A 24,293-nucleotide genomic window follows, 5' to 3' on the forward strand; every position below is an offset into this window, starting at 1 on the left:
TCTGCATAAACCTATAAACAACAAACTGGAGACAAAATCATGGCAACTAAACTTATCCTGTTGGGCGCTGGCAAAATCGGTGACGCAATTTTGAATCTGCTGTCCCATACCGGTGACTATGAAATCACCGTAGCTGACCGCGATGCAGAACGCCTTAAATATGTGGAGCAGGCTGGCTTCCCTAACACCCGCATCGTGCAAGCCGACCTGAGCGACAAGGCAGCAGTCACAGAATTAATCCGCGGCCACAAAGTCACCATGTCCGCCTGTCCTTACTTTTTGACACCTGTCATCGCAGGCGCTGCCAAAGCCGCCAATTCACACTATTTTGACCTGACTGAAGATGTAGAAAGCACCCGCATCGTCAAGCAGCTGGCTGACAACGCCGATTGCGCCTTCGTACCGCAATGCGGCCTGGCACCCGGATTTATCTCTATCGTTGCCAATGATGTCGCAAAACGCTTTGACACCCTGCGTGACGTCAGCATGCGAGTCGGCGCTTTGCCGACTTTCCCCAACAATGCATTGAAATACAATCTGACCTGGAGCACCGACGGTCTGATCAACGAATACTGCAATCCCTGCGAGGCGATTGTGGACGGCGAATTGCGCGAAACTGCAGCACTGGAAGAAATCGAACACTTCTCGCTCGACGGCATCGATTACGAAGCATTCAATACCTCCGGCGGCCTCGGCACGCTGTGCGAAAGCCTGCAAGGCAAAGTACAGAATCTGAACTATAAAACGGTACGTTACCCTGGCCACCGCGACATCGTTAAAATGCTGATTCGCGATCTGCAACTGGGTAAGCTGGAACGCCGCCCTATCCTGAAAGAAGTAATGGAGACTGCGATTCCTATGACCAAGCAGGATGTGGTGCTGGTTTTCGTGAGTGTGGTCGGTATGCGCGACGGCCGTCTGGAACAGGAATCTTACGCTAAGAAAATCTATGCTCAGGAAGTGAATGGCCAGTTACTGTCAGCCATCCAGCTGACAACCGCCTCCGGCATCTGCGCCATGGTGGATCTGGTGGTGACAGGCAAACTGCCACAACACGGGCTGGTGCGTCAGGAGCAGACCCTGCTGTCTGACTTCCTGGCTAACCGCTTCGGCCGCTACTACGCAATCTAAGCACGATTTGAGCACAATTTAGCATGACCCGATCCAGCGTCAGGCTGACACAGACATCTCGCTTGTGTCACACTGACGCCGTTTCTATCTGCAGCGCAGGATCAGGGCCGACTGGCGCCGTCCTGCCAATTAACTTCTCTTGAGCACACTATGACAAGCCCAACTATTCAAGCACTGCTGAGTGAACTCGGCGTACAACTTGCCGACTATCAGGGTGATGCCATCCACAGTATCTCCCCCATTGATGGAAAACCTCTCGCCAGCCTGCGTGCCGATTCCGCCAGCGAAGTACAGGCGCGTATCGCAAAGGCGCATGCAGCCTACCTGCAATGGCGCAGTGTTCCGGCACCGCGCCGTGGCGAACTGGTACGCCTGTTTGGTGAGGAACTGCGCACGCACAAAGCCGCACTCGGCCAGTTAGTCACCATGGAAGCAGGCAAAATCCTGCAAGAAGGACTGGGCGAAGTACAGGAAATGATCGATATCTGCGATTTCGCGGTCGGCCTGTCACGCCAGTTATACGGCCTGACAATTGCATCGGAACGCCCTGGTCACCGCATGATGGAACAATGGCATCCGGTAGGTGTGGTTGGCGTCATTTCTGCATTCAACTTCCCGGTCGCAGTGTGGGCATGGAATGCAGCACTGGCCTTAGTCTGCGGTGACAGCGTCGTCTGGAAACCATCTGAAAAAACGCCACTGACCGCAATTGCCACCCATGCCTTATTCATGAAAGCGGTGTCACGCTTTGGCAGCGATGCGCCAGCCGGACTGGCCGAGCTAATTATCGGCGGCCGCGACAGTGGTGCGCAAATGGTCGAGGACAAACGTATCGCCCTGGTCAGCGCCACCGGCAGCACCCGCATGGGCAAACAAGTTGCCGAAGTGTGTGCCCGCCGTCTGACCCGCAGCATCCTTGAACTGGGCGGTAACAATGCGATGATCGTCGCACCAAGTGCCGATCTGGAAATGGCCGTACGTGCTATTACCTTCTCGGCAGTTGGCACAGCTGGTCAACGCTGCACCACCCTGCGTCGTCTGTTCGTTCATGACAGTGTGTATGACACGCTGGTACCGCGTCTGAAAAAAATCTATGCTGGCCTGCCAGTTGGCAATCCACTTGAAAAATCCACACTGGTCGGCCCACTGATCGATGCAGGCTCTTACGATGCGATGCAAAGCAGTCTGGCTGTCGCGAAATCAGAGCAAGGCCAGGTCTTTGGTGGTGAACGCGTGGCAGTGACGGGTTGTGAAGCGGCTTATTATGTGCGTCCGTCTTTGGTAGAAATGCCGACTCAAACCACCAGCATGCATCATGAAACGTTCGCGCCCATCATGTATATCGTGCGTTACAGCGACCTGGATCAGGCAATTGACTGGAACAACGAAGTGCCGCAGGGCTTATCTTCGTCCATCTTCACGACCGATATGCGTGAAGCGGAACGTTTTGTGTCAGCGACAGGTAGCGATTGCGGCATTGCCAACGTCAACATCGGCCCATCCGGCGCTGAGATTGGTGGCGCATTCGGCGGTGAAAAAGATACTGGCGGCGGCCGTGAATCCGGCTCCGACGCCTGGAAAGCCTATATGCGCCGCACCACCAATACCTTCAATTACAGCCACGCACTACCTCTGGCTCAAGGGATCAGCTTCGACATCTGAGCAACAAAATACCAACAAAAACGATACTACACACACTCAGCCCCCAGCCCCCCCCAGGGGGCTTTTTCTTTTTATATGTTCGCCAGTTTAACAATGACTGGCCACAGCCTGTTTGCAACCCTAGCAGCCCGGCGTTATCATGCGACTCCAAAAAAATCAGGGAATAGCATGTCGAATAACAGCCTCAATGGCATCACACTGGAACAATTGCTGACCCGGCTGCAGGCGCGTTATGGCTGGTCCGGTCTGGCACAACAAATCCCTATACGTTGCTTCCAGTCTGAGCCCAGCATCAGCTCCAGTCTGAAATTTCTGCGCAAAACGCCCTGGGCCAGATCCAAGGTAGAACAGTTATTTCTGGATACAGACTGGACAAAAGGCAGTGACTGAGACCTCTTACGCAGGTCTCGCAGCATGCACGCCGGGCCACCACCCGTTTTGAGGGCATTCCTGACAGAATCACTCAAGTTTGTTATACTTGATCAAAATGCTCAACAACTCAGGTTATTAGCACGATATGCCTTAGGGCACACCCGGAGCCACATTATGCGCCTCACTACCAAAGGACGATTTGCCGTCACCGCCATGATAGATCTGGCCCTGCGCCAGGACAAAGGACCCGTGACGCTTGCTGCTATCAGTCAGCGACAAGACATCTCCTTATCTTATCTCGAGCAATTGTTCGGTAAGTTACGCCGCCATGAAATTGTCGATTCTGTGCGCGGCCCCGGTGGCGGCTATAATTTAGCCCGTAAAGCCCAGCATGTGACGGTCGCCGATATCATCATCGCAGTCGATGAGCCTTTGGATGCCACTCAGTGTGGCGGCAAAGGCAATTGTCACGGCAGCGATCATGCCAATGGCCTGCATTGTATGACCCATGATTTATGGGCTACGCTGAACGCAAAAATGGTTGATTACCTCGATTCCGTCTCCTTGCAGGATCTGGTGAATCAGCAAAAACAAAAAACCTCGGAAAACCAAGTCGTTGTCATGCACAGCCAGCATGTCAGCCATACTGCACCCTGATATTTGGAGTCTTGAATGAACGCCCCTCTGGAACAAAGTCTGCTGGATACGCTGAAGTCACCGCACTTCCCAATTTACATGGACTACTCGGCCACTACGCCAGTTGATCCGCGCGTTGCGGATAAGATGATTCCTTTCCTGCGTGCGCAGTTCGGCAATCCGGCCTCGCGTAGCCATATGTATGGCTGGGATGCGGAAGCGGCAGTGGAAGAAGCGCGTGGCAATGTCGCCGCGCTGGTGAATGCTGACCCACGTGAAATCATCTGGACTTCGGGCGCAACGGAAAGTAACAACCTGGCGATCAAGGGTGCTGCGCACTTCTACAAAGCCAAAGGCAAGCACATCATCACCGTTAAAACCGAGCACAAAGCGGTACTCGATACAGTGCGCGAACTGGAGCGCCAAGGTTTTGAAGCGACTTATCTGCAACCGCAGGATAATGGCCTGATCACGATAGAGCAGCTGAAGGCAGCGATCCGCCCTGACACCATCCTGATCTCTGTGATGTGGGTTAACAACGAAATTGGTGTGATTCAGCCTATCGCAGAAATCGGTGAACTGTGCCGGGAAAAAGGCATTGTGTTCCACTCTGACGCTGCGCAGGCAACTGGCAAAGTAGAAATCGACCTCGAAAAAGTCAAACTCGATCTGGTGTCCTTCTCTGCCCACAAATCATATGGCCCGAAAGGCATAGGCGCTTTGTACATACGCCGCAAACCACGCGTGCGCCTGGAAGCGCAAATGCATGGTGGCGGTCATGAGCGCGGCTTCCGCTCCGGCACACTGGCACCACATCAATGCGTAGGCATGGGCGAAGCCTTCCGTATCGCTAAAGAAGAAATGCAAAGCGAACTGGCACACATCCGGGCGATGCGTGACCGCCTGGCCAAAGGTTTGCAAGAAATCGAAGAGACTTATGTCAATGGTGATATGGATCATCGTGTCCCGCACAATCTGAATGTCAGCTTCAATTACGTCGAAGGTGAATCGCTGATCATGGCGGTGAAAGATATTGCGGTATCGTCCGGATCTGCATGCACCTCAGCCAGTCTGGAGCCATCGTATGTCCTGCGTGCACTGGGTCGCAGCGATGAACTGGCACACAGCTCTATCCGCTTTACGATCGGACGCTTCACCACCGAGGAAGACATCGACTTTGCAATTAATCTGTTGAAAACCAAAGTTGGTAAATTGCGTGAATTGTCGCCTTTGTGGGATATGTACAAAGATGGTATCGACATCTCAACCATACAATGGGCCGCGCATTAATGCTCAACCCAGCTACTGACGGGCACGCCCGTCAGGTCTAACGTCAGGAATAAAGGAATTGCATCATGGCTTACTCAGATAAAGTTTTAGATCACTACGAAAATCCACGTAACGTAGGCGCTTTTGAAAAAGGCGACGACAGTGTAGGTACCGGCATGGTGGGTGCACCGGCCTGCGGCGACGTGATGAAATTGCAGATCAAGGTTGGCGCCAATGGCGTCATCGAAGATGCCAAATTCAAAACCTATGGCTGTGGCTCGGCTATCGCCTCTTCGTCCCTGGTGACAGAGTGGGTCAAAGGCAAAACCCTGGATCAGGCACTCGAAATTAAAAACACCACGATTGCTGAAGAACTGGCCTTACCACCAGTGAAAATCCACTGCTCTATCCTGGCTGAAGATGCAATCAAAGCCGCAGTCCTGGATTACAAAAACAAGCACAGCGCCGAATAAGCGACGAGACTAAGTCTGGCTTCAGACTTAGCGACGCTACAGCACCAGTTACAGATCAGGATAAGAAGCAGTAAAGACGGAAATTACCATGGCTATCACACTCACTGAAAAAGCAGCAAAGCATGTCATTCGTTATATGGAACGTCGTGGCAAAGGCATAGGCCTGCGCTTTGGCGTACGCACGACCGGCTGCTCCGGCATGGCCTATAAGCTTGAGTATGTGGATGAAATGAGCGGCGAAGATCAGGTATTTGAGTCCCATGGCGTGAAAGTCTTTGTCGACGCAAAAAGCCTGCCTTACATCGATGGCACCGAACTCGACTTTGCACGCGAAGGCCTGAATGAAGGCTTTAAATTCTACAATCCGAATGTGAAAGATGAATGCGGTTGCGGCGAAAGCTTCCGTATCTGAGACTAGCCTGACTGCGTCCTATGCAAAATCATTTTGAGCTGTTTCAGTTAGCACCACGCTTTTCGCTGGACATGGCGCAGCTCGATGCAGCCTATCGCGAAGTCCAGAGCCAGGTGCATCCGGATAAATTCGTGCAGGCCAGCGAAGCTGAGAAACGGGTTGCCATGCAATGGGCGACCCGTGCCAACGAAGCCTACCAGACTCTGAAAAAACCCTTGAAGCGCGCCAGCTACCTGTGCGAAATACATGGCGTCGATCTGGAAACAGAATCCAATACCAGTATGCCAGCCGCCTTCCTGATGCAACAAATGGAATGGCGCGAAGCCTTTGACGATGCGCGCCACGGCCAGGATAGCGCGGCGCTGCTGCAACTGGAAACCGAATTGCGCAATACACTCCGACAGCAACTGGCGCAGGTTGGTCTCACACTCGATGGCGGGCAATATCGCGAAGCAGCAGGACTGATACGTACTTGCATGTTCCTTGAAAAATTTCTGGCTGATATCGCCGCGCTGGATGACTGACACAGCCAGCACCCGAATAACCGGCGCCACTGCGCGCCACCTTGTTGATGGCTTCCATCCTTAGACACCATGGCATTACTGCAAATTTCCGAACCGGGCATGTCCACTGCGCCACACCAGCACCGGCTGGCGGTCGGCATCGATCTGGGTACGACTAACTCGCTGGTTGCGACCGTACGCAACAGTATTCCTGAAGTGCTCAACGATGAAGAAGGCCGGCCGTTGCTGCCGTCTGTAGTGCGCTATCTGCCCAATGGTCATGCGCATATCGGTTTTAAGGCACAGGCAGAACAAAGCAATGATCCTAAAAATACCATCGCTTCGGTAAAACGTTTCATGGGTCGCGGCCTGAAAGATATCGCCTACGCCGAAAATCTGCCTTACGATTTTCATGATGAGCCTGGTATGGTGCAGTTAAAAACCATCGCTGGCATCAAAAGTCCGGTTGAAGTCTCAGCTCAGATCCTGGCCACGCTGCGCCAGCAGGCAGAAGATGCGCTCGGTGATGACCTGGTCGGTGCGGTGATTACCGTTCCTGCGTATTTCGATGATGCGCAGCGCCAGGCGACTAAAGACGCCGCCAAACTGGCAGGCCTGAACGTGTTACGCCTGTTGAACGAGCCGACTGCTGCTGCGATCGCCTACGGACTGGATAATGCATCAGAAGGTACTTACGCCGTATACGATTTGGGTGGTGGCACCTTTGATATTTCCATACTCAAAATGAGCAAGGGTGTATTTGAAGTATTGTCGACCGGTGGCGATTCCGCGCTCGGTGGTGACGACTTTGATCACCGTTTGTTTTGCTGGATCTTGCAGGAGGCAAAATTAGCGCCCCTGTCAGACGAAGATACCAGCATGCTGATGATGAAGGCGCGCGAGGCCAAGGAAATTTTGTCCAGCAAACCCAGCACATTTATCGACGCGAAACTCAATTCCGGCGAATCCGTGCATCTGCAGCTGAGCGCCAGCCAGTTTGCCGAAATGACGCAGAACCTGGTATTGAAAACCATCACACCTTGCCGCAAAGCCTTGCGCGACGCGGACTTATCCGCTGACGATATCGACGGCGTGGTATTAGTGGGCGGCGCAACCCGCATGCCACATGTACGTAAAGCCGTGGGTGAATTTTTCCAAACCACACCACTCGCAAATATCGACCCTGACAAAGTGGTCGCACTGGGCGCAGCGATTCAGGCCAATCTGCTGGCAGGCAATCGTGCGCCCGGCGATGACTGGCTGTTACTCGACGTAATTCCATTGTCATTGGGCGTAGAAACCATGGGTGGCCTGGCTGAAAAAGTCATCCCGCGCAACTCCACCATCCCTTGTGCGCGCGCGCAAGAATTCACCACCTTCAAAGATGGACAAACCGCAATGGCTATCCACGTGGTGCAAGGTGAACGTGAACTGGTCAGCGATTGCCGCTCACTGGCTCGCTTTGAATTGCGTGGCATTCCAGCGATGGCGGCGGGCGCGGCCAGAATCCGGATTACTTATCAGGTTGATGCCGATGGTTTGCTGTCCGTCTCTGCGCGTGAATTGCGATCAGGCGTTGAAGCCAGTATCACGGTCAAACCTTCTTACGGCCTCGCCGATGACGACATCACACGCATGTTACAGGATTCGTTCAGTGCCGCCGACACCGATATGCAGCAACGTGCTTTGCGCGAGGAGCAGGTCGAAGCCGAACGCATACTACTGGCGACCCAATCTGCATTCGATGCAGACAGCCAGTTGCTGTCTCCAGCAGAATCAGAAGCCATTCAACAATTAATGCAGCAAGTCCGCCTGATGATGACTGGCAGCGACCATCAGAGCTTACATACAGCCATCAGCGCGCTGGCAGAAGGCACAGAAGAATTCGCGGCCCGCCGTATGGATCAGAGTGTGCGCTCGGCTCTGGCCGGAAAAAAACTGGACGACATTGCTTAAACTCACCGGATCGGAAATACCATGCCACAAATTATCGTTTTGCCCCACCCTGAACTCTGCCCGGAAGGGACAGTGATTGACGCACCGGAAGGCAAATCCCTGTGCGAAGCACTGGTAGAAAGCGATGTCGAAATCGAACACGCTTGCGAAATGTCCTGCGCCTGCACCACTTGCCATGTGGTGATCCGTGAAGGATTTCAGTCACTCAATGACTCGACGGATGATGAAGAAGACTTGCTCGATGCCGCCTGGGGCCTGGAATCAACCTCGCGCTTATCTTGCCAGGTCAAACTGGGAAAACAAGACATTACGATAGAAATCCCTAAATACACGATCAATCATGCGCGCGAACACCATTGATTGACAGTATCACCTGGAAATTCAATAAAAACAGCCCAGCATACGCCTACCGTTGCCGGGCTGTTTTTACATTTTCGCGACAAATCTACTGGCGTTGCATTGTTTTGAGTTGCTGGCAGTAACTAAACTTGCCCTAATGAAAAAAAGCTTTTAGTATGATTAGGCTGCCAATGTGAGGTTAGAAAACTGAAATGACTTTGGTTACAGGCATTGCTGATTGGCACAAGTTGCAATAATGGCAACAATTCAAATGAATAGGACTTGCTCAAATTTGTTCCGGCAAGGCATGGCGACGCAGGCAGTATGGGCGGTACGACAAGGAACCATTACGCCGCCGGGCGGTTTTGCGTAAGTCCTAATGAAGTAATGCTAACAGGAAAAACAATGGGGTTTCAACAATTGCTCACCGCTTTACGCAGTCGCATTTCTCTCAGACTGGCTATCATCCTTGCCGTGGTATTCGGACTGACGGTACCTGCTGCAGTTCTTGTACCCTACCAGCTCAATACCATAGAAGAGGCCGTGCGCAGCAAAAACAAGGACGATCATGAGCGCCTGGTTGGTATCCTGTCTGTTATTCTGTCCGAACCCTTGTGGCAAATCACTCCGGAAATTGCCAATATTTCCAGCGAAGTCGTGTATTCCGATCCACGCGTCGCCAGCATCGAAGTAATCACCCTGCCCGACCGCAAAGAATTCATCAAAAACGATACCCGTCGCCACTCGCAAAAAGGCCCATTTACTATCAAGACACGTGAAATTACGCATGGCGGCCAGGTGATCGGTGAGGTCACACTGACGCTGGCGGAGGACCTGCTGCAAGAAAGCCTGCGTTCGGATTTTCGCCGTTACATGACAACTGCGGCGCTGTCACTGATATTAGCGATTATCTTTATTTTGATGGTACTGCAATGGCGTCTGGTCAAACCTGTCAAAGTCCTCATGGAAAAATCGGACCGGCTGGCAAATGGTGAATTGAATGACCCGATTGCACTCAATCGTGAAGATGAACTGGGCCATCTGGCCAGCAGTCTGGAGGCAACGCGTCAGGCGCTGCAGCATTCTTTCGGTGAACTGGAAATAAAAAATCAGCAATTACTGGAATACTCGGGAACACTGGAATCCAAGGTACGACAACGTACCCAGGAACTGGAAAGCGTGAACCAGAACCTGGAAGCCGCACTCCACAACGTGAATAATGCACAAGCTGAACTGGCAAGAGTAGAACGCATGGCAGCGCTGGGTTCGATGGTAGCTGGCGTAGCGCATGAACTCAACACCCCTTTAGGTAACTGTCTGCTGGTTGCCAGCACACTGGAAGAAGAAACCCGACGCCTGCTGAAAATGGTGGAAGAAGGTCAGATACGACGCTCCGATCTGACACGCTATGCGGAAACAGCGTTGGATTCAACGAAACTATTGCTGCGCGGATTGCAGCAGTCTGCGCATCTGGTGGGCGACTTTAAACAGGTCGCAGTTGATCAGTCCAGCGCACAAAGGCGTCGTTTCGGACTTCTGGTCATGTTGCAGGAACTGAGTGCATTGCTGCATTCCAGCTTGCGCAAGACGCCATTCACACTGGAACTGGATATACCAGCCGATATAGAAATGGACAGCTACCCGGGTCCTTTGGGTCAGGTCTTTACCAACCTGGTCAACAATTCTGTGATTCATGGACTGGAAGGCAGAAGCTCAGGCCAGATGCGTTGCAGCGCTGAGAGAATGGGCGATTACGTGATGCTGATTTTCAGTGATAACGGAAAAGGCATCCCGCCTGACATCGTTAACCGTATTTTTGAACCCTTCTTTACCACCAAGTTTGGACAAGGCGGCAGTGGCCTGGGACTTAGCATTACCTTCAATATGATTACCAATGTATTGGGCGGCAATATCAATGTATCGAGCATACCGGATAAAGGTACTCAGTTTGAAATCCGCCTGCCGCTGACAGCGCCTGGTGACAGAGAGGCAAAAGATCCCCTACTCAGTCCCGATTGAGTTGCAAGCCGTTGGGAATGTCGAGGTGTTTCGGGTGTATACTAGCGCCTCGATTTTTTCTCACATGTGGACTGACTATGCGCCAATACCTCGACTTCATGCGTCATGTACGTGACCATGGAACCACAAAGACAGACCGGACCGGAACCGGCACTGTTTCGGTGTTTGGCTATCAGATGCGGTTTGACCTGAATCAGGGCTTTCCGCTCGTTACCACCAAAAAACTACACCTGAAATCCATCGTGCATGAACTGATCTGGTTCCTGCAAGGATCTACTAATATCCGCTATCTCAAAGAGAATGGCGTCTCGATCTGGGATGAATGGGCCGATGAACAGGGCGACCTGGGTCCGGTCTACGGCTCACAATGGCGTAGCTGGCCGACACCGGATGGCCAGCACATCGACCAGATACAGCAACTGTTAGATCAGATCAAAAACAATCCCGATTCGCGCCGTCTGATCGTATCCGCCTGGAATGTGGCTGATATCCCGCAAATGAAACTGCCACCATGCCATGCGCTGTTCCAGTTTTATGTCGCCGATGGTAAATTGTCGTGCCAGCTCTATCAGCGCAGTGCGGACATTTTCCTTGGGGTGCCATTCAATATTGCGTCCTATGCTCTGCTGACCCACATGGTGGCGCAACAGACAGGGTTGGGCGTGGGTGACTTTATCTGGACTGGCGGTGATTGCCACTTATATTCCAACCACATGGAACAAGTCGAGCTGCAGTTATCGCGCGATACGCTGACCTTGCCTCAGTTAGTAATCAAACGTCATCCGGATACGCTGTTTGATTATCAGTTTGATGACTTCGAGTTCAGGGACTACCAATTCCATCCGGCAATCAAAGCACCGGTTGCGGTATAAAGGGTTCATCACTATGTCATCTTTGACTGTTATCGTTGCTACCGATCAGCAATCAGGTATAGGTATCAACAATACCCTGCCCTGGCATCTGCCTGAAGATTTGGCGCACTTCAAGAAAACCACCAGTGGTCATCCTATTATCATGGGCCGTAAAACCTTTGAATCGATAGGCCGGCCGCTGCCGAACCGACGTAACATCGTCATTTCCGGTAATCCCGAATGGAAGCATGAGGGGGTGGAAGTATTTTCATCGCTGCAGAAAGCAAGAGCGGCCATCGACGCAGCACAGGCTTTCGTCATAGGCGGCTCGCAGATTTATCAGCAAGTGCTGGAGCTTGGGCTGGCTGATAAACTGATCATTACAGAAATACAATCCAGTTTTCCGTGTGATGCTTTTTTCCCACCGATAGACAAACAAAGGTGGACCGAAACCGCACGCGAAAACCACTATTCTGAAACCCAGCAATTGCATTATGCTTTTGTTACGTATGAAAAGAACCAGGCTTGAGGCAAAATGATACAGTCCTGACCAGAGACCACCTGGTATCAGCAATGCACAACTCAAAATAAAAAGGAAAAATTATGTCCGGACACGGTTTCCATGTACATGGTCCACACGACCACGAAATTGAACACGTTGCCCAGCATGGCAGCGACGATTTTGCCAGCCGTATCGCAGTCATGACTGCCATTATGGCAACAGTAGGCGCACTGTTTGGCTATGAAGGTGGCGCGACTCAGAATGACGCGGCTATGTTTAAAAACAATGCAGCGATCAAAAAGACTGAAGCCTCCAACCAATGGAATTTTTATCAGTCTAAAAGTAACAAACAAAACCTCGCAGAGCTTGCACTTGTGATCCCTGGCACCGATACTGAGAAGTACAAGGCGGATGTCGCACGCTACAAAGCAGAAAAAGAAGAGATTAAAAAGAAAGCTGAAGAATTGGAAGCCGAATCCCATCATTGGGAAGATGCGTCTGAAAATGCACTGCACCAGCACCATCGCTGGGCACAAGCCATGACAGCGGTACAAATCGCCATTTCACTGGCGGCGATTACTTTGCTGACCAAGAAAAAATGGCTGCAATTTACTTCATATGGCGTAGCGGGTATCGGCGTGGTACTGGCGAGCTTAGCCTGGCTACATATTTAAAGAGAACATGATGAAAAAATTACTATGTGCAGTGCTACTCGCGGCGGCACTGCCCTCAGTACAAGCGCAAACTTCGGAGTTCGTGCAGACCATACCGGAATTCTACCTGCCTAAGGATATCAACTATTCACTGGGCACTGTGGCGTTATCCGTTCCGAAATATCATGGCTCGGATGAGCGCCGTTACGCGCTCTATCCTATGTTTGATGTGCAGTGGAAAAGCGGCGCTTTCTTCAGTTCCGTGAATGGCTTGGGTTATAACTTCTCTAAGAACGCAGCGATGCAGTATGGCTTACGTATGTCATTGGAAGCGGCGCGCGACGAATCGCGCTCATCCAAACTGCGCGGCCTGGGTGACGTAAATACCGCGATTGAGCCAGGTGCATTTTTTAACTTCTCACTGAGCGAACAATACACCCTGCTGTCATCTCTACGTTATGGCTCGGGGGTGGATCACAATGGAGTACAAGTCAGTCTGGGTGGCCGCATTTCTACGGCACTGACCCCTCAACACCGTCTCAGCGCCTCACTGCGTGCTAACTGGGCCAATAGCAGCTATATGCAGTCCTATTATGGTGTGACGCCGCAACAGGCACAGGCTAGCGGCTATACGACATTCACGCCAAACGCAGGCGTATCTGATATCAAACTCGGTGCCAGCTGGCACTGGACCATAGACACGAACTGGTCGCTGACCACCGGCACCTCCTACAGCCGTTTGTCTGGTGATGCAGCCAAGAGCCCGTTTGTCGTTGATAAAAACGCGGTCTCGGTATTTTCTGCGGCAAGCTATCGCTTCTGATCACTGCAAAACAGCAGGTAAGCGAAAAATGGGTATCTGTGGATACCCATTTTCCATTTCTGCAGTCTAATTTAAGCTGCACGGCACACCGACTTCCTCAGGATTTCATGACAAGCTCATGAAATTGGTACACGGCGCAGAAAATGCAACTATTTTTTTACATGAGTGGCCTCATATCTGAGAGAATTCGCTTCTTTGAATTTTTCGGCGCGCAAGCGGTTACCAAACTTGCCCAGGCGTCTCCCTTGTAACAAGCTTTTTTGGAGACCTCCATGAAATTCCGCTTCCCCATCGTCATCATTGACGAAGATTTCCGTTCTGAAAACACCTCTGGCCTCGGCATCCGCGCATTAGCGGAAGCGATCGAGTCTGAAGGCATGGAAGTCCTGGGCGTTACCAGCTATGGTGACTTATCTCAGTTCGCGCAACAACAATCGCGCGCCTCGGCGTTCATCCTCTCGATTGACGATGAAGAATTCGGCGATGGCACTGATGAAGAAACCGATCACGCACTGAAGTCGCTACGCGCCTTCGTGGAAGAGATACGCTACAAAAACGCGGACATCCCAATTTATCTGTACGGCGAAACCCGTACTTCACGCCACATCCCTAATGATATTCTGCGTGAACTGCATGGCTTCATTCATATGTTTGAAGACACACCGGAATTCGTCGCGCGCCATATCATTCGTGAAGCCAAGTCTTATCTGGACAGCCTGGCGCCGCCATTCTTCCGCGCGCTGGTGCACTACGCCAATGACGGCTCATACTCCTGGCACTGCCCCGGCCACTCCGGTGGCGTAGCTTTCCTGAAGTCGCCTATCGGCCAGATGTTCCACCAATTTTTTGGTGAAAATATGTTGCGTGCCGACGTTTGTAACGCGGTGGAAGAACTCGGTCAATTGCTGGATCATACCGGTCCGGTGGCAGCATCTGAACGCAATGCCGCGCGCATCTTCAATGCAGATCACTGCTACTTCGTCACCAACGGCACCTCTACCTCGAATAAGATGGTCTGGCACTCTACCGTTGCGCCGGGCGACATCGTGGTAGTTGACCGTAACTGCCATAAGTCCATCCTGCATTCCATCATCATGTGTGGCGCAATCCCGGTTTTCCTGATGCCTACCCGCAATCACCTGGGTATCATTGGCCCTATCCCGCTGGAAGAATTCAGCATGGAGAGCATACAAAGGAAGATCGAAGCAAACCCGTTTGCACGTGAAGCCAAGAACAAAAAGCCACGCATCCTGACCATTACCCAATCGACCTATGACGGCGTCCTGTACAACGTTGAAGTGTTGAAGGATTTGCTGGACGGTGAAATTGACACACTGCACTTCGACGAAGCATGGCTGCCACACGCGACTTTCCATGACTTTTACAAAGATATGCATGCCATCGGCAAGGATCGTCCGCGCGCGAAAGAGTCGATGATTTTCTCTACCCAGTCCACCCATAAACTGTTGGCAGGCATTTCACAGGCATCGCAAATTCTGGTGCGGGAATCGGAATCGCGCAAACTGGATAAAGACAGCTTCAATGAAGCCTACCTGATGCATACCTCCACTTCGCCGCAGTATTCGATTATCGCTTCCTGCGATATCGCGGCAGCAATGATGGAAGCACCAGGCGGTACTGCGCTGGTGGAAGAATCTATCCTGGAAGCACTGGACTTCCGCCGCGCAATGCGCAAAGTGGACCAGGAATGGGGTAAAGACTGGTGGTTCCAGGTATGGGGTCCCGAAGAATTTGCCAATGATGGTATAGGCTCACGCGATGACTGGATCATCCGCGCCGAAGACAACTGGCATGGCTTCGGTAAGCTGGCCAGTGGGTTCAATATGCTGGACCCAATCAAGGCCACCATTGTTACGCCTGGTCTGTCGCTGGAAGGTAAATTCGGTGAAACCGGCATCCCGGCTTCCATCGTGACCAAATATCTGGCGGAACACGGCGTGATCGTTGAAAAATGCGGTCTGTACTCCTTCTTCATCATGTTCACCATCGGCATTACCAAAGGCCGTTGGAATACCCTGCTGACCGCCTTACAACAATTTAAGGACGATTACGATAAGAATCAGCCTATGTGGCGCATTCTGCCAGAATTTGCGGCAGCGAATCCGCGTTATGAAGGCATAGGCCTGAAAGACCTGTGCCAGGGTATACATGAAGCCTATAAAGCACATGATGTAGCACGTCTGACCACAGAAATGTATCTGTCAGATATGCAGCCTGCTATGAAGCCATCTGATGCGTTTGCCATGATGGCGCATCGTGAGATTGAGCGTGTGTCGATTGATGAGCTCGAAGGCCGTGTCACAGCCATTCTGCTCACGCCTTATCCGCCGGGCATTCCACTGTTGATTCCTGGCGAACGCTTCAACCGCACCATCGTGGACTATCTGCGTTTTGTTCGCGACTTCAATGAAAAATTCCCTGGCTTCGAAACCGATTGCCACGGATTGGTGAAGGCTGAAGTCGATGGCAAGCGTGGCTATTATGTTGATTGTGTGAAGTCGGACGCAACCATCAACAAATAAACGCTGATTCAGTGACTAAGTGTTGCAAAAGCACCTGCTGTCCGCCTTGGGCTACGGGTGCTTTTTGCATTTCGGCTGGGTTTTCAGTGCGTCTTTATAACAAATAAATTATCATTACGTAATTATCTGCAGGGCAAATGCGCTGTTTTCTTCGAAAGTCTTTTACCTAACTAAGTTGAGTGGAACGATTACATGGGTGATGTACAAGGCCTGATGTCTCTGAAACATGCGGAAATCACTGTGGGGCAGACCCTGATGTGGCCTGTTTACAATCAGGACGGTGACATCCTGTCTGAAGCTGGCTTGCATATAGAAAGTGAGCAGCAACTCAAGCACTTACTCGACGTTGGCTACTGCAATGCGGATTTTTTGTGGGACAGCATTCCAGCCAAGTTGAGCGATCCGCTCCCCGCCACGACAACTGCCGCGAGCACTGTGGCAAGTGCTTTGCCGTCCATTACGGCTGAACCATCCCTCACAACGCTCCCTGCTACTCAGCCAGGCATGCAATCCGGCAATCCCGGTAGTCAGCCTAAACCTGAAGAACTAAACAAAGAAAGCGTGATAGAGCTTGACAGTGTACGCTGGCACGTGGGAGAGGTTTTTTTCCTGCAAACTCAGGACAATGCCGGCATCCGCTACACGGTCAGACTGATAGGCTACGCCAAAAACAAATCACTGATGCTGACTGCCCCCATGCTGGATGGCAAAGCTGCCCTGATACGGGAAGGCCAGGGCTTTATTGTGCGTGCTTTTCCCGGCAAAAAGGCTTATGCCTTCACCAGTTCGCTAATCAAATACGTGTACTCACCCTTTCCTTATCTGCACCTGGCGTATCCAAGAGAAGTTCGTGCCACCACGATACGGCAGGCGGCACGCGCGACCGTAAAAATCATTGCCTCGGTGACGATAGGCAATCCTGAGCAAACGGCTGCAGCATCCCTGGGTGATCTGAGTATGGGCGGGACATCCGGCATTATCAAACGCCAGTTGGGACGCAAAGGCGATACCGGCACCGTAAAGTTTCGTGTCAACGCAGCAGGCAGCGACGAATACCTGTCACTCAATGTCATCCTACGCTCTGTGGCCCCGACCGACAACGGCCTGGAATTCCGCCATGGCTTCGAATTTGTCGATCTGAGCCCGCAGGCACGCCTGATCCTGTCCGCTTTCGTCCATCAGACGCTGGCTGAAACGAACTAATTCTTCAACAACACAAACATTGGTAGCAAAAAAAATCCCGGTCTGTATAAACCGGGATTTGTGTCGCTATGTAGACTGAAATTTAAGTCTTAGGCAAGGTCACGCCATGTTGCCCCTGGTATTTGCCGCCGCGATCTTTATAGGAAGTTTCGCAAACTTCATCGCTTTCAAAGAATAAGACCTGTGCGCAGCCCTCGCCAGCGTAAATCTTAGCAGGCAAAGGTGTAGTGTTAGAAAATTCCAGCGTCACATAACCTTCCCATTCCGGTTCGAATGGCGTCACATTGACGATAATGCCGCAACGCGCATAGGTTGATTTACCCAGGCAAATCGTCAGTACACTACGCGGGATACGGAAGTACTCCATGGTGCGCGCCAACGCAAAGGAGTTAGGTGGAATGATGCAGACGTCACCCTTGAAATCGACAAAAGACTTTTCATCGAAATTTTTAGGATCAACAATCGTACTGTTGATATTGGTGAAAATTTTAAATTCATCCGCACAGCGAATATCATAACCGTACGAGGACGTGCCATAGCTGACGATACGCTGACCGTCACGCTCACGCACCTGACCCGGTTCAAACGGCTCTATCATGCCGTGTTCCTCGGCCATACGACGTATCCACTTGTCTGATTTAATACTCATGTGCTTCCCCTGCTGAATTAATTGTCTAGCCGCGATTTTACGCGAAAATACGCCTCCATTTCTGTTTCCCATCTGGAGTACGCGCTGAATAGTCTTATTTCATGCGCTTTTCAACGCACATTCTGCTCCCGACATACCTATCTGTGCGCTTTCCTTGGCAAGCGCAACACTGGTCTGTTCCGGCAGATCCACTCCGTTCTTTATCGCGGTCATCTGTGCCAGAATAGAAATCGCAATTTCAGGTGGCGTTTTACTGCCGATATACAGGCCGATCGGACCATGCAGGCGCGCCAGTTGCTGCTCATTCAGGTCAAACTCTTTCAAACGCTCGCGTCGACGCTGATTGTTAATACGTGACCCAATGGCCCCCACATAAAAGGCCGGCGACTTGAGCGCCTCCATTAACGCCAGGTCATCGAGTTTTGGATCATGACTTAGGGCCACCACTGCGCTGCGCGTATCGAGCTGCATCTCAAGGACCAGATCATCAGGCATGGCATGCACTACCGGTACGGACGGCAAAGTCCATTCGCTGCGATACTCCTCACGCGGATCACAGACCGTGACCTGGTAATCGAGTCCGGTCGCAATACTGGCCAGAAAACGCGATAAAGGCCCGGCACCGATGATCAGTAAACGCCAGCGCGGACCATGGATAGTATCGAGTACGTCGTTGCTCAAAGTCAGTTGTCCGGACGGCTGCGCTGCACTTAAATGCACCGCACCGGTCCTAAGATTGAGGCTGCGGCGTGTCAGTTGACCCGCAGCCAGCGCCGTGAGCAACTCAGCAATCTGACTGCGTGGCCCGACTGGTTCCAGCACCAGCTGTATGGTGCCGCCACAAGGTAAGCCAAAGCGGTGCGCCTCTTCCGCACTGACGCCATAAGTCACTCGTTCAGGAACACTTTGCACAATACCCTGCTGCTGCACCCGCGCGATCAGATCGTCTTCTATGCAACCACCGGACACGGAACCCGCTACCTGTCCGTGCGCATTCAGAACCAGCATGGATCCGACTGGGCGCGGACTGGAACCCCAGGTCGTGACCACGGTCACCAGCAGGCAAGCTTTCCCCTGTTGCTGCCAGCGTGCGCAGGTTTTCAGCACCTCCAGATCCATACTGTCCATGATCTCTCCTTTCAGACCCAAGCTTGCGGACACACGGCTTCAGTCAGTCTCAGGCGACATCGGGGTGAACCGCTGTACCAGCTTGCCATCGACCTCAACCATCTCGAAAAATACTGATTTCGGTCTGGTCCAGATACTGCCGTTGGCAGAGCGATAGACGATAACCGGCACCAGATCCGCCTCCTGCGTCGCTTCACAAACGAATTCATAGATACCGCCTTTAAAATGGCGATAGCGTTGCGGCTCAGACATAGGCATTCCTTTGTGCTTCAAAATATTGTTTTAAAAATCCGGGAACTTTGGCAGCAGTCAGTTGATTGAGGCGTACACACAGTTGCGGATCTATCGCTTCAACCTGGTGACGCTCACATAAATCATTCGCAATTTTCAGCATCAGTTGCGCAGAGACTTCTGCATCAGCCTCCGCACGGTGCGCTGCGCCTCGAAACCGGATATCAAGCGATTTCGCCAGCCTCCCCAGTGAATAGCTGGGCAAGCCTGGATATACGCGGCGCGCCAGCTTCACCGAACAGATCAGTCCATCATGCGCCGGGCGCAAACCCAGGCGATCACTTTCGACCTTGAGGAATTGCTCGTCAAAACTGGCATTATGTGCTGCCAGACTGGCATTCCCAATAAATTCGACTAAGGCTGGCATGACTTCGGTGACAGGTGGCGCACAGTCCACCATACGCTGCGTAATCCCGGTCAGCTCGGTAATAAAACCAGGTATGCGTACACCACAATTGATCAGGGAGACATAGCGATCTGTAATCGATCCACCCTCAATACGTAAGGCAGCCACTTCGGTGACACGCCCTCCTTGTAGCGGGCTCATGCCTGAGGTTTCGAAGTCAATCATGACGATAGCTTGTGCGAACATAAAATTACTTTTTCCGGACTGTGGAACTTCTGGCGGATTGGCCACTCATAGATAGTTGAACGTATTTAACCGGCGACTCACCTATCGCAAACGACGATACGGCATGATGTAGAAAAGCGCCATAACTGTAGCTGAATCATGCTACAGGCGCAGCGAAGGGCAATTCAACCACACCCTATCCGCCTGTAGGCCAGTATTGTAAACGCGGATTATGCTTTCCGTCGCATTAACGCTGACAACAGCACACATCTGCCTCACCTGCACCGATCACGCGGTACAGGATGTTTTAGCACCAGACACACTGACTCTGCAGTTTTTGCACAACTGCGCAGTGACAACTACCGTCTCAAAGCACAATCTGTCAGCCTGAACTATCCTGACCAGGATGCCTTTGAGACTATTGTGCATAAGCCTTAACTCAACGACGTAATCTGAAGATAACGTCAATGCGAATCATGATAAATTATTTTTTAAAATTATGCGGTCTGCCTCATAACGACCTGCTACGCGACAGAATTTACCGGCGCCTCTGGACCTCTATTCTGATCAGTTCATTCGGTGCTCAGATCACTATTCTGGCATTACCGCTGACCGCAGCCGTGATGCTCAACGCTACGGCCAGCCAGATGGGTATTCTGACGTTTATGGAAACCCTGCCCTTCGTATTGCTGTCACTGCCAGCAGGTGTCTGGCTGGACCGGGTGAGGAAACTGCCCGTTTATATCGCTGGCGAAACCATGATCGCGCTGGCTGTGATCAGTGTCCCCATTGCCTGGTATTTTGATGTGATCAATATGACCTGGTTATATGTGGTCGGTTTTATGATCGGCGCCATCAACACGACGGCCGGTTCCGCTGCGCAAATCGTACTGACCCAGATTGTGCCGCGCGAGCGTTTGGTCGAAGCGCATGCAAAAAATGCGCTGGCGACCTCAGGCGCGGAAGTATCCGGTCCTGCCGCAGCTGGGGTATTGATTAAATTGCTGAGTGCCCCGCTGGCCCTGATGGCAGACGCCATCCTGCTACTGACCTCCGCTCTGATACTGCGCGGCATCCACATTACCGAACATCGCCCCGAAAAAGCAGACAGTCATTTCTGGCGTGACTTAAAAGAAGGTGTGCGCTTCGTGATGAACAAGCCCTTGCTGGTCGGACTGGCCTGTACCGTCGGCATGTGGCAGCTCTGCTATAACGCTGCCTTGGTCGTACAGATTCTGTTTGCTACCCGCCTGCTCGGTTTATCTGAGCAAGCCGTGGGACTCAGCTACATGGCGATCGGTGTCGGCAGTGTCGCTGCGAGCATTTACGGGCACAGGATCAGTCGCTGGCTGGGGCCTGGCCCTTGTATGGTCGCCGGCATTGCCGTATGCGGCCTGGGCTGGGGCGGACTCGCATTGGCTCCGGCTGGGTGGATAGGCATCGCGGCCTTCGGTGCCATGTTGATGGCATTTGCGGTCGGTGGCGTGCTGATCTTTATTAACTTCCTGGCCCTGCGTCAGGCTGTGACACCGGAACCCATGCTGGGCCGCATGACCAGCACCATGCGCTGGCTGATACTAATACCCGCCGGACCCGGCGCCTTGATCGGTGGCTGGCTGGGCGAACATCTGGGGTTGCGGGTGGCGCTGGGTTTTGCGGGCTTTGTGGCACTGGGCGTAGCATTGATTGCATGGCGCCATCCATTGATACGTGGTATCAAGCATTTGCCAACACTGACAGCTCATGCTGACAACCCTGAGTTGGCAACAGCCGAAGGAAAGAGCAAATGAGGCAGTAAAACCTGAAGATGTGGGATATCACGAGGATGACTTCAGACAAAAAAGGTTTGATAGTAAATCTTCATTGCTGAGCGGATAAAAAAACGGTGATAATGCGCAAATCATTTTTTGCCATCACCAGAGACAGGATGCAGAAAATCAGGCGGGCCTGTGGCATCAAGATCAAGGCCCGGTTTTCCACATAATAAAAGGTAATAACATGCCAAAAGAAACCTCAGCTTCTGCGTTCAGGCCCTATATTCCGGCCGGTGCGAATTTGCCTGAAATGACACCCCGCGCCCTGATCATGGGCGTCATACTGGGTATGATTTTCGGTGCATCTTCCTTGTATCTGGTGTTGAAAGTGGGCTTAACCGTCAGTGCCTCTATCCCCGTTGCGGTCATCGCCATCACACTGTTCCGCCTGACAAATAAGCTCGGCGGAAAAGATTCAACCATCCTGGAAAACAGCATCACACAAACTGCGGGCTCGGCCGGTGAATCACTGGCATTCGGACTGGGCGTCACCATGCCCGCGATTCTGATTCTGGGCTTTGATCTGGAAATCTCGCGCGTCATGCTGGTCGGTTGCCTGGGCGGCCTGCTCGGCATTCTGCTCATGATTCCTATGCGCCGCACGATGATCGTGGAAAAGCACGGCGAACTGAAATATCCGGAAGGCACAGCCTGTGCCGAAGTATTAAAAGCGGCGGCCACAGATACCTCACGCGAAGCCGCTGGCGAAGGTAGCAATCCGAATGCACAGGCAGATGCCAATCGCCGCGCTGCCATCATCTTTGGCGGTTTTGGTTTAGGATTGTTCTACAAGATTGCCAACGTTGCTTTTAAGGGCTGGAAGGACACGCCGGAAACCGTATTCGGCGCACCACTCAAAGGTGGCTCTATCGGCGCTGAAGTCTCGCCGGAATTGCTGGGTGTAGGCTATATCATTGGCCCGCGTATCGCTTCTGTCATGGCGGCGGGCGGTGTGATGTCTTACCTGCTGCTGATACCAATGATTAAATTCTTTGGTGATGCGCTCAGCGTGCCACTGACACCGGGCACCAAGCTGATCAGCGAAATGAGTGCGCATGATGTGCGCAGTGCCTACATTCTCTACATCGGTGCCGGTGCAGTTGCTGCGGGTGGCCTGGTCAGTCTGGCACGTGCGATGCCGACGATCTGGCGCAGTCTGTCTGCCGGTCTCGAAGGTATGCGCAGTGGTTCAGCCAACGCAGCCAGCATCCTGCGCACCGATCAGGACATTCCTTTGAAGTGGGTCATCATCGGCGCTTTGGCGATCATTGCAGTCATTACCTTTGCCACGCCTTTGCACATGAATTTCCTGGGCGCGATATTGATATTGGTGTTTGGCTTTTTGTTTGCCACCGTCTCGTCGCGTCTCACCGGTGAAATCGGTTCTTCTTCGAACCCGATTTCCGGTATGACGGTCGCTACGCTGTTATTCACCTGCCTGATTTTTCTGGTCATGGGCTGGACAGGCGGTCAATACTATGTAACCGCCTTATCGGTCGGTGCTATCGTTTGTATCGCGTCCAGCAATGCAGGCACCACCTCTCAGGATTTAAAAACTGGCTACCTGGTCGGCTCCACACCAAAACTGCAGCAGTACGCTATTCTGGCCGGTGCCTTTTCCTCTGCGCTGATACTGGGACCGATTTTACTCAAGCTCAATGATGCGGGTACGGTCTACGTGCCTGCAGCCCAGGTAGCGCCAGCACTGAAAACAGATGCCGGTAAACTCACTGAAACGGCACAATTGCAAGGCCCACAGGCTGAGCAAGACAAGGCAACTTACAAGGTCTGGCACAAGAATGATGCAGTAGACGGCCCTGCGGGCAAATACTTGGTAAACAACGAAGGTCAGGTGATGTATCTGGTTGACCCTGGCATCAACGGCACCTACAACAAACGGCCAGACGGCTCAGAAGTGAAGAAATACGATGCACCGAAAGCCGTGCTGATGTCCTACATCATTAAAGGCATCCTGGATCAGCAATTGCCATGGACGCTGGTACTGTTCGGCGTCATGATTGCGCTGGTACTGGAAATGGCAGGCATACCTTCGCTCGCATTTGCTGTTGGCGTGTATCTGCCTCTGTCGTCTTCTGCGCCCTTATTTGTAGGTGGCATGATACGCTGGCTGGTGGACCGACGTAACAGCAAACTGGATCAGTACAAAGATCTGAATGAAGAAGAAATGCAGGCTGCTGGTGACCGCAGTTCCGGCGTCTTGCTGTCATCCGGCTATATCGCGGGTGGCGCGCTGGCCGGTATCGTGATCGCCTTTACCGCAGGCATACTAACTGATTTTGACAAAACCATCGGTGACTGGGCAACTGCCCATAACCCATTCTTCAATGGCCCGAATGCCGACGCTTTATCCCTGCTACCTTATTTGGTCATTGCCGGGATACTGTATTGGGTTGCCAGAGAAAAGAATAGCGCCCGCAGTTAAACTCGCTGCTTGCAATGCGGTGAATGACTATGGCTGGTAAATCACCTGAT

At 52.2% G+C, this 24,293-nt stretch carries 23 protein-coding genes; 19 read left to right on the forward strand and 4 right to left on the reverse strand.

Translation table 11 applies throughout. The annotated features are described in order from the left end of the window. Positions 1-39 precede the first annotated feature (39 nt). From H8K47_RS06520 to H8K47_RS06600, 17 genes are all read left to right on the forward strand, one after another. Positions 40-1,131, forward strand: a complete 1,092-nt coding sequence (locus tag H8K47_RS06520) for a saccharopine dehydrogenase family protein (RefSeq protein ID WP_186880600.1) — start codon at positions 40-42, stop codon at positions 1,129-1,131. A 150-nt stretch (positions 1,132-1,281) separates the two neighbouring features. Continuing rightward, on the forward strand, positions 1,282-2,793 hold the full coding sequence (gene amaB / locus H8K47_RS06525) for an L-piperidine-6-carboxylate dehydrogenase (protein WP_186880601.1): 1,512 nt from the start codon (positions 1,282-1,284) through the stop codon (positions 2,791-2,793). Between the two features lie 168 nt (positions 2,794-2,961). Next, complete coding sequence (locus H8K47_RS06530) at positions 2,962-3,183, forward strand: VF530 family protein (RefSeq protein ID WP_186880602.1); 222 nt, start codon at positions 2,962-2,964, stop codon at positions 3,181-3,183. A 156-nt stretch (positions 3,184-3,339) separates the two neighbouring features. Continuing rightward, complete coding sequence (gene iscR / locus H8K47_RS06535; RefSeq protein ID WP_186880603.1) at positions 3,340-3,822, forward strand: Fe-S cluster assembly transcriptional regulator IscR; 483 nt, start codon at positions 3,340-3,342, stop codon at positions 3,820-3,822. Positions 3,823-3,837: 15 nt separating this feature from the next. Next, complete coding sequence (locus H8K47_RS06540) at positions 3,838-5,091, forward strand: IscS subfamily cysteine desulfurase (RefSeq protein ID WP_186880604.1); 1,254 nt, start codon at positions 3,838-3,840, stop codon at positions 5,089-5,091. Between the two features lie 65 nt (positions 5,092-5,156). After that, positions 5,157-5,543 (forward strand): Fe-S cluster assembly scaffold IscU, encoded by a 387-nt coding sequence (gene iscU, locus H8K47_RS06545; protein ID WP_186880605.1) that lies wholly within the window; start codon positions 5,157-5,159, stop codon positions 5,541-5,543. Positions 5,544-5,631: 88 nt separating this feature from the next. Next, positions 5,632-5,955, forward strand: a complete 324-nt coding sequence (gene iscA, locus H8K47_RS06550) for an iron-sulfur cluster assembly protein IscA (RefSeq protein ID WP_186880606.1) — start codon at positions 5,632-5,634, stop codon at positions 5,953-5,955. A 20-nt stretch (positions 5,956-5,975) separates the two neighbouring features. Beyond that, positions 5,976-6,479, forward strand: a complete 504-nt coding sequence (gene hscB / locus H8K47_RS06555; RefSeq protein WP_186880607.1) for a Fe-S protein assembly co-chaperone HscB — start codon at positions 5,976-5,978, stop codon at positions 6,477-6,479. A gap of 69 nt (positions 6,480-6,548) precedes the next feature. Beyond that, positions 6,549-8,414, forward strand: coding sequence for a Fe-S protein assembly chaperone HscA (gene hscA, locus H8K47_RS06560; protein ID WP_186880608.1), 1,866 nt, complete (start codon positions 6,549-6,551; stop codon positions 8,412-8,414). A 21-nt stretch (positions 8,415-8,435) separates the two neighbouring features. Then, on the forward strand, positions 8,436-8,774 hold the full coding sequence (gene fdx, locus H8K47_RS06565) for an ISC system 2Fe-2S type ferredoxin (RefSeq protein WP_186880609.1): 339 nt from the start codon (positions 8,436-8,438) through the stop codon (positions 8,772-8,774). 384 nt (positions 8,775-9,158) lie between these two features. Continuing rightward, positions 9,159-10,772 carry a sensor histidine kinase gene (locus H8K47_RS06570; RefSeq protein ID WP_186880610.1) on the forward strand — a complete coding sequence of 538 codons (1,614 nt, stop codon included), beginning with the start codon at positions 9,159-9,161 and terminating at the stop codon, positions 10,770-10,772. A 77-nt stretch (positions 10,773-10,849) separates the two neighbouring features. Next, on the forward strand, positions 10,850-11,644 hold the full coding sequence (locus H8K47_RS06575) for a thymidylate synthase (protein WP_186880611.1): 795 nt from the start codon (positions 10,850-10,852) through the stop codon (positions 11,642-11,644). Between the two features lie 13 nt (positions 11,645-11,657). Next, positions 11,658-12,152: a dihydrofolate reductase gene (locus tag H8K47_RS06580; RefSeq protein WP_186880612.1), complete on the forward strand. Its 495-nt coding sequence runs from the start codon at positions 11,658-11,660 to the stop codon at positions 12,150-12,152. A gap of 74 nt (positions 12,153-12,226) precedes the next feature. Beyond that, complete coding sequence (locus H8K47_RS06585; protein ID WP_186880613.1) at positions 12,227-12,799, forward strand: DUF4337 domain-containing protein; 573 nt, start codon at positions 12,227-12,229, stop codon at positions 12,797-12,799. Between the two features lie 7 nt (positions 12,800-12,806). Continuing rightward, positions 12,807-13,601 (forward strand): MipA/OmpV family protein, encoded by a 795-nt coding sequence (locus tag H8K47_RS06590; RefSeq protein WP_186880614.1) that lies wholly within the window; start codon positions 12,807-12,809, stop codon positions 13,599-13,601. Between the two features lie 272 nt (positions 13,602-13,873). Next, positions 13,874-16,144, forward strand: a complete 2,271-nt coding sequence (locus H8K47_RS06595; protein ID WP_186880615.1) for an arginine/lysine/ornithine decarboxylase — start codon at positions 13,874-13,876, stop codon at positions 16,142-16,144. Between the two features lie 192 nt (positions 16,145-16,336). After that, complete coding sequence (locus H8K47_RS06600; RefSeq protein WP_186880616.1) at positions 16,337-17,347, forward strand: flagellar brake protein; 1,011 nt, start codon at positions 16,337-16,339, stop codon at positions 17,345-17,347. Between the two features lie 82 nt (positions 17,348-17,429). Here the strand turns inward: H8K47_RS06600 and dcd are convergent, their stop codons facing one another. From dcd to H8K47_RS06620, 4 genes are all read right to left on the reverse strand, one after another. After that, positions 17,430-17,996, reverse strand: coding sequence for a dCTP deaminase (gene dcd / locus H8K47_RS06605; protein ID WP_162021039.1), 567 nt, complete (start codon positions 17,994-17,996; stop codon positions 17,430-17,432). A 99-nt stretch (positions 17,997-18,095) separates the two neighbouring features. After that, positions 18,096-19,124, reverse strand: coding sequence for an XdhC family protein (locus H8K47_RS06610; protein WP_186880617.1), 1,029 nt, complete (start codon positions 19,122-19,124; stop codon positions 18,096-18,098). A 39-nt stretch (positions 19,125-19,163) separates the two neighbouring features. Then, positions 19,164-19,376, reverse strand: coding sequence for a DUF1653 domain-containing protein (locus H8K47_RS06615; protein WP_186880618.1), 213 nt, complete (start codon positions 19,374-19,376; stop codon positions 19,164-19,166). Next, on the reverse strand, positions 19,369-20,007 hold the full coding sequence (locus tag H8K47_RS06620) for a 3'-5' exonuclease (RefSeq protein WP_186880619.1): 639 nt from the start codon (positions 20,005-20,007) through the stop codon (positions 19,369-19,371). Before H8K47_RS06620 ends, H8K47_RS06615 begins: the two co-directional genes overlap by 8 nt. A 455-nt stretch (positions 20,008-20,462) precedes the next feature. Between H8K47_RS06620 and H8K47_RS06625 the strand changes: the two genes are divergently transcribed. Further along, positions 20,463-21,776: an MFS transporter gene (locus H8K47_RS06625; RefSeq protein WP_230405104.1), complete on the forward strand. Its 1,314-nt coding sequence runs from the start codon at positions 20,463-20,465 to the stop codon at positions 21,774-21,776. Between the two features lie 208 nt (positions 21,777-21,984). Continuing rightward, on the forward strand, positions 21,985-24,243 hold the full coding sequence (locus H8K47_RS06630) for an OPT family oligopeptide transporter (protein WP_186880621.1): 2,259 nt from the start codon (positions 21,985-21,987) through the stop codon (positions 24,241-24,243). The last annotated feature ends 50 nt before the right edge of the window (positions 24,244-24,293 follow it).

It is taken from the genome of Cognatundibacterium rugosum (genome assembly GCF_014284365.1).
In the GTDB taxonomy this organism is placed as follows: domain Bacteria; phylum Pseudomonadota; class Gammaproteobacteria; order Burkholderiales; family Burkholderiaceae_D; genus Undibacterium; species Undibacterium rugosum.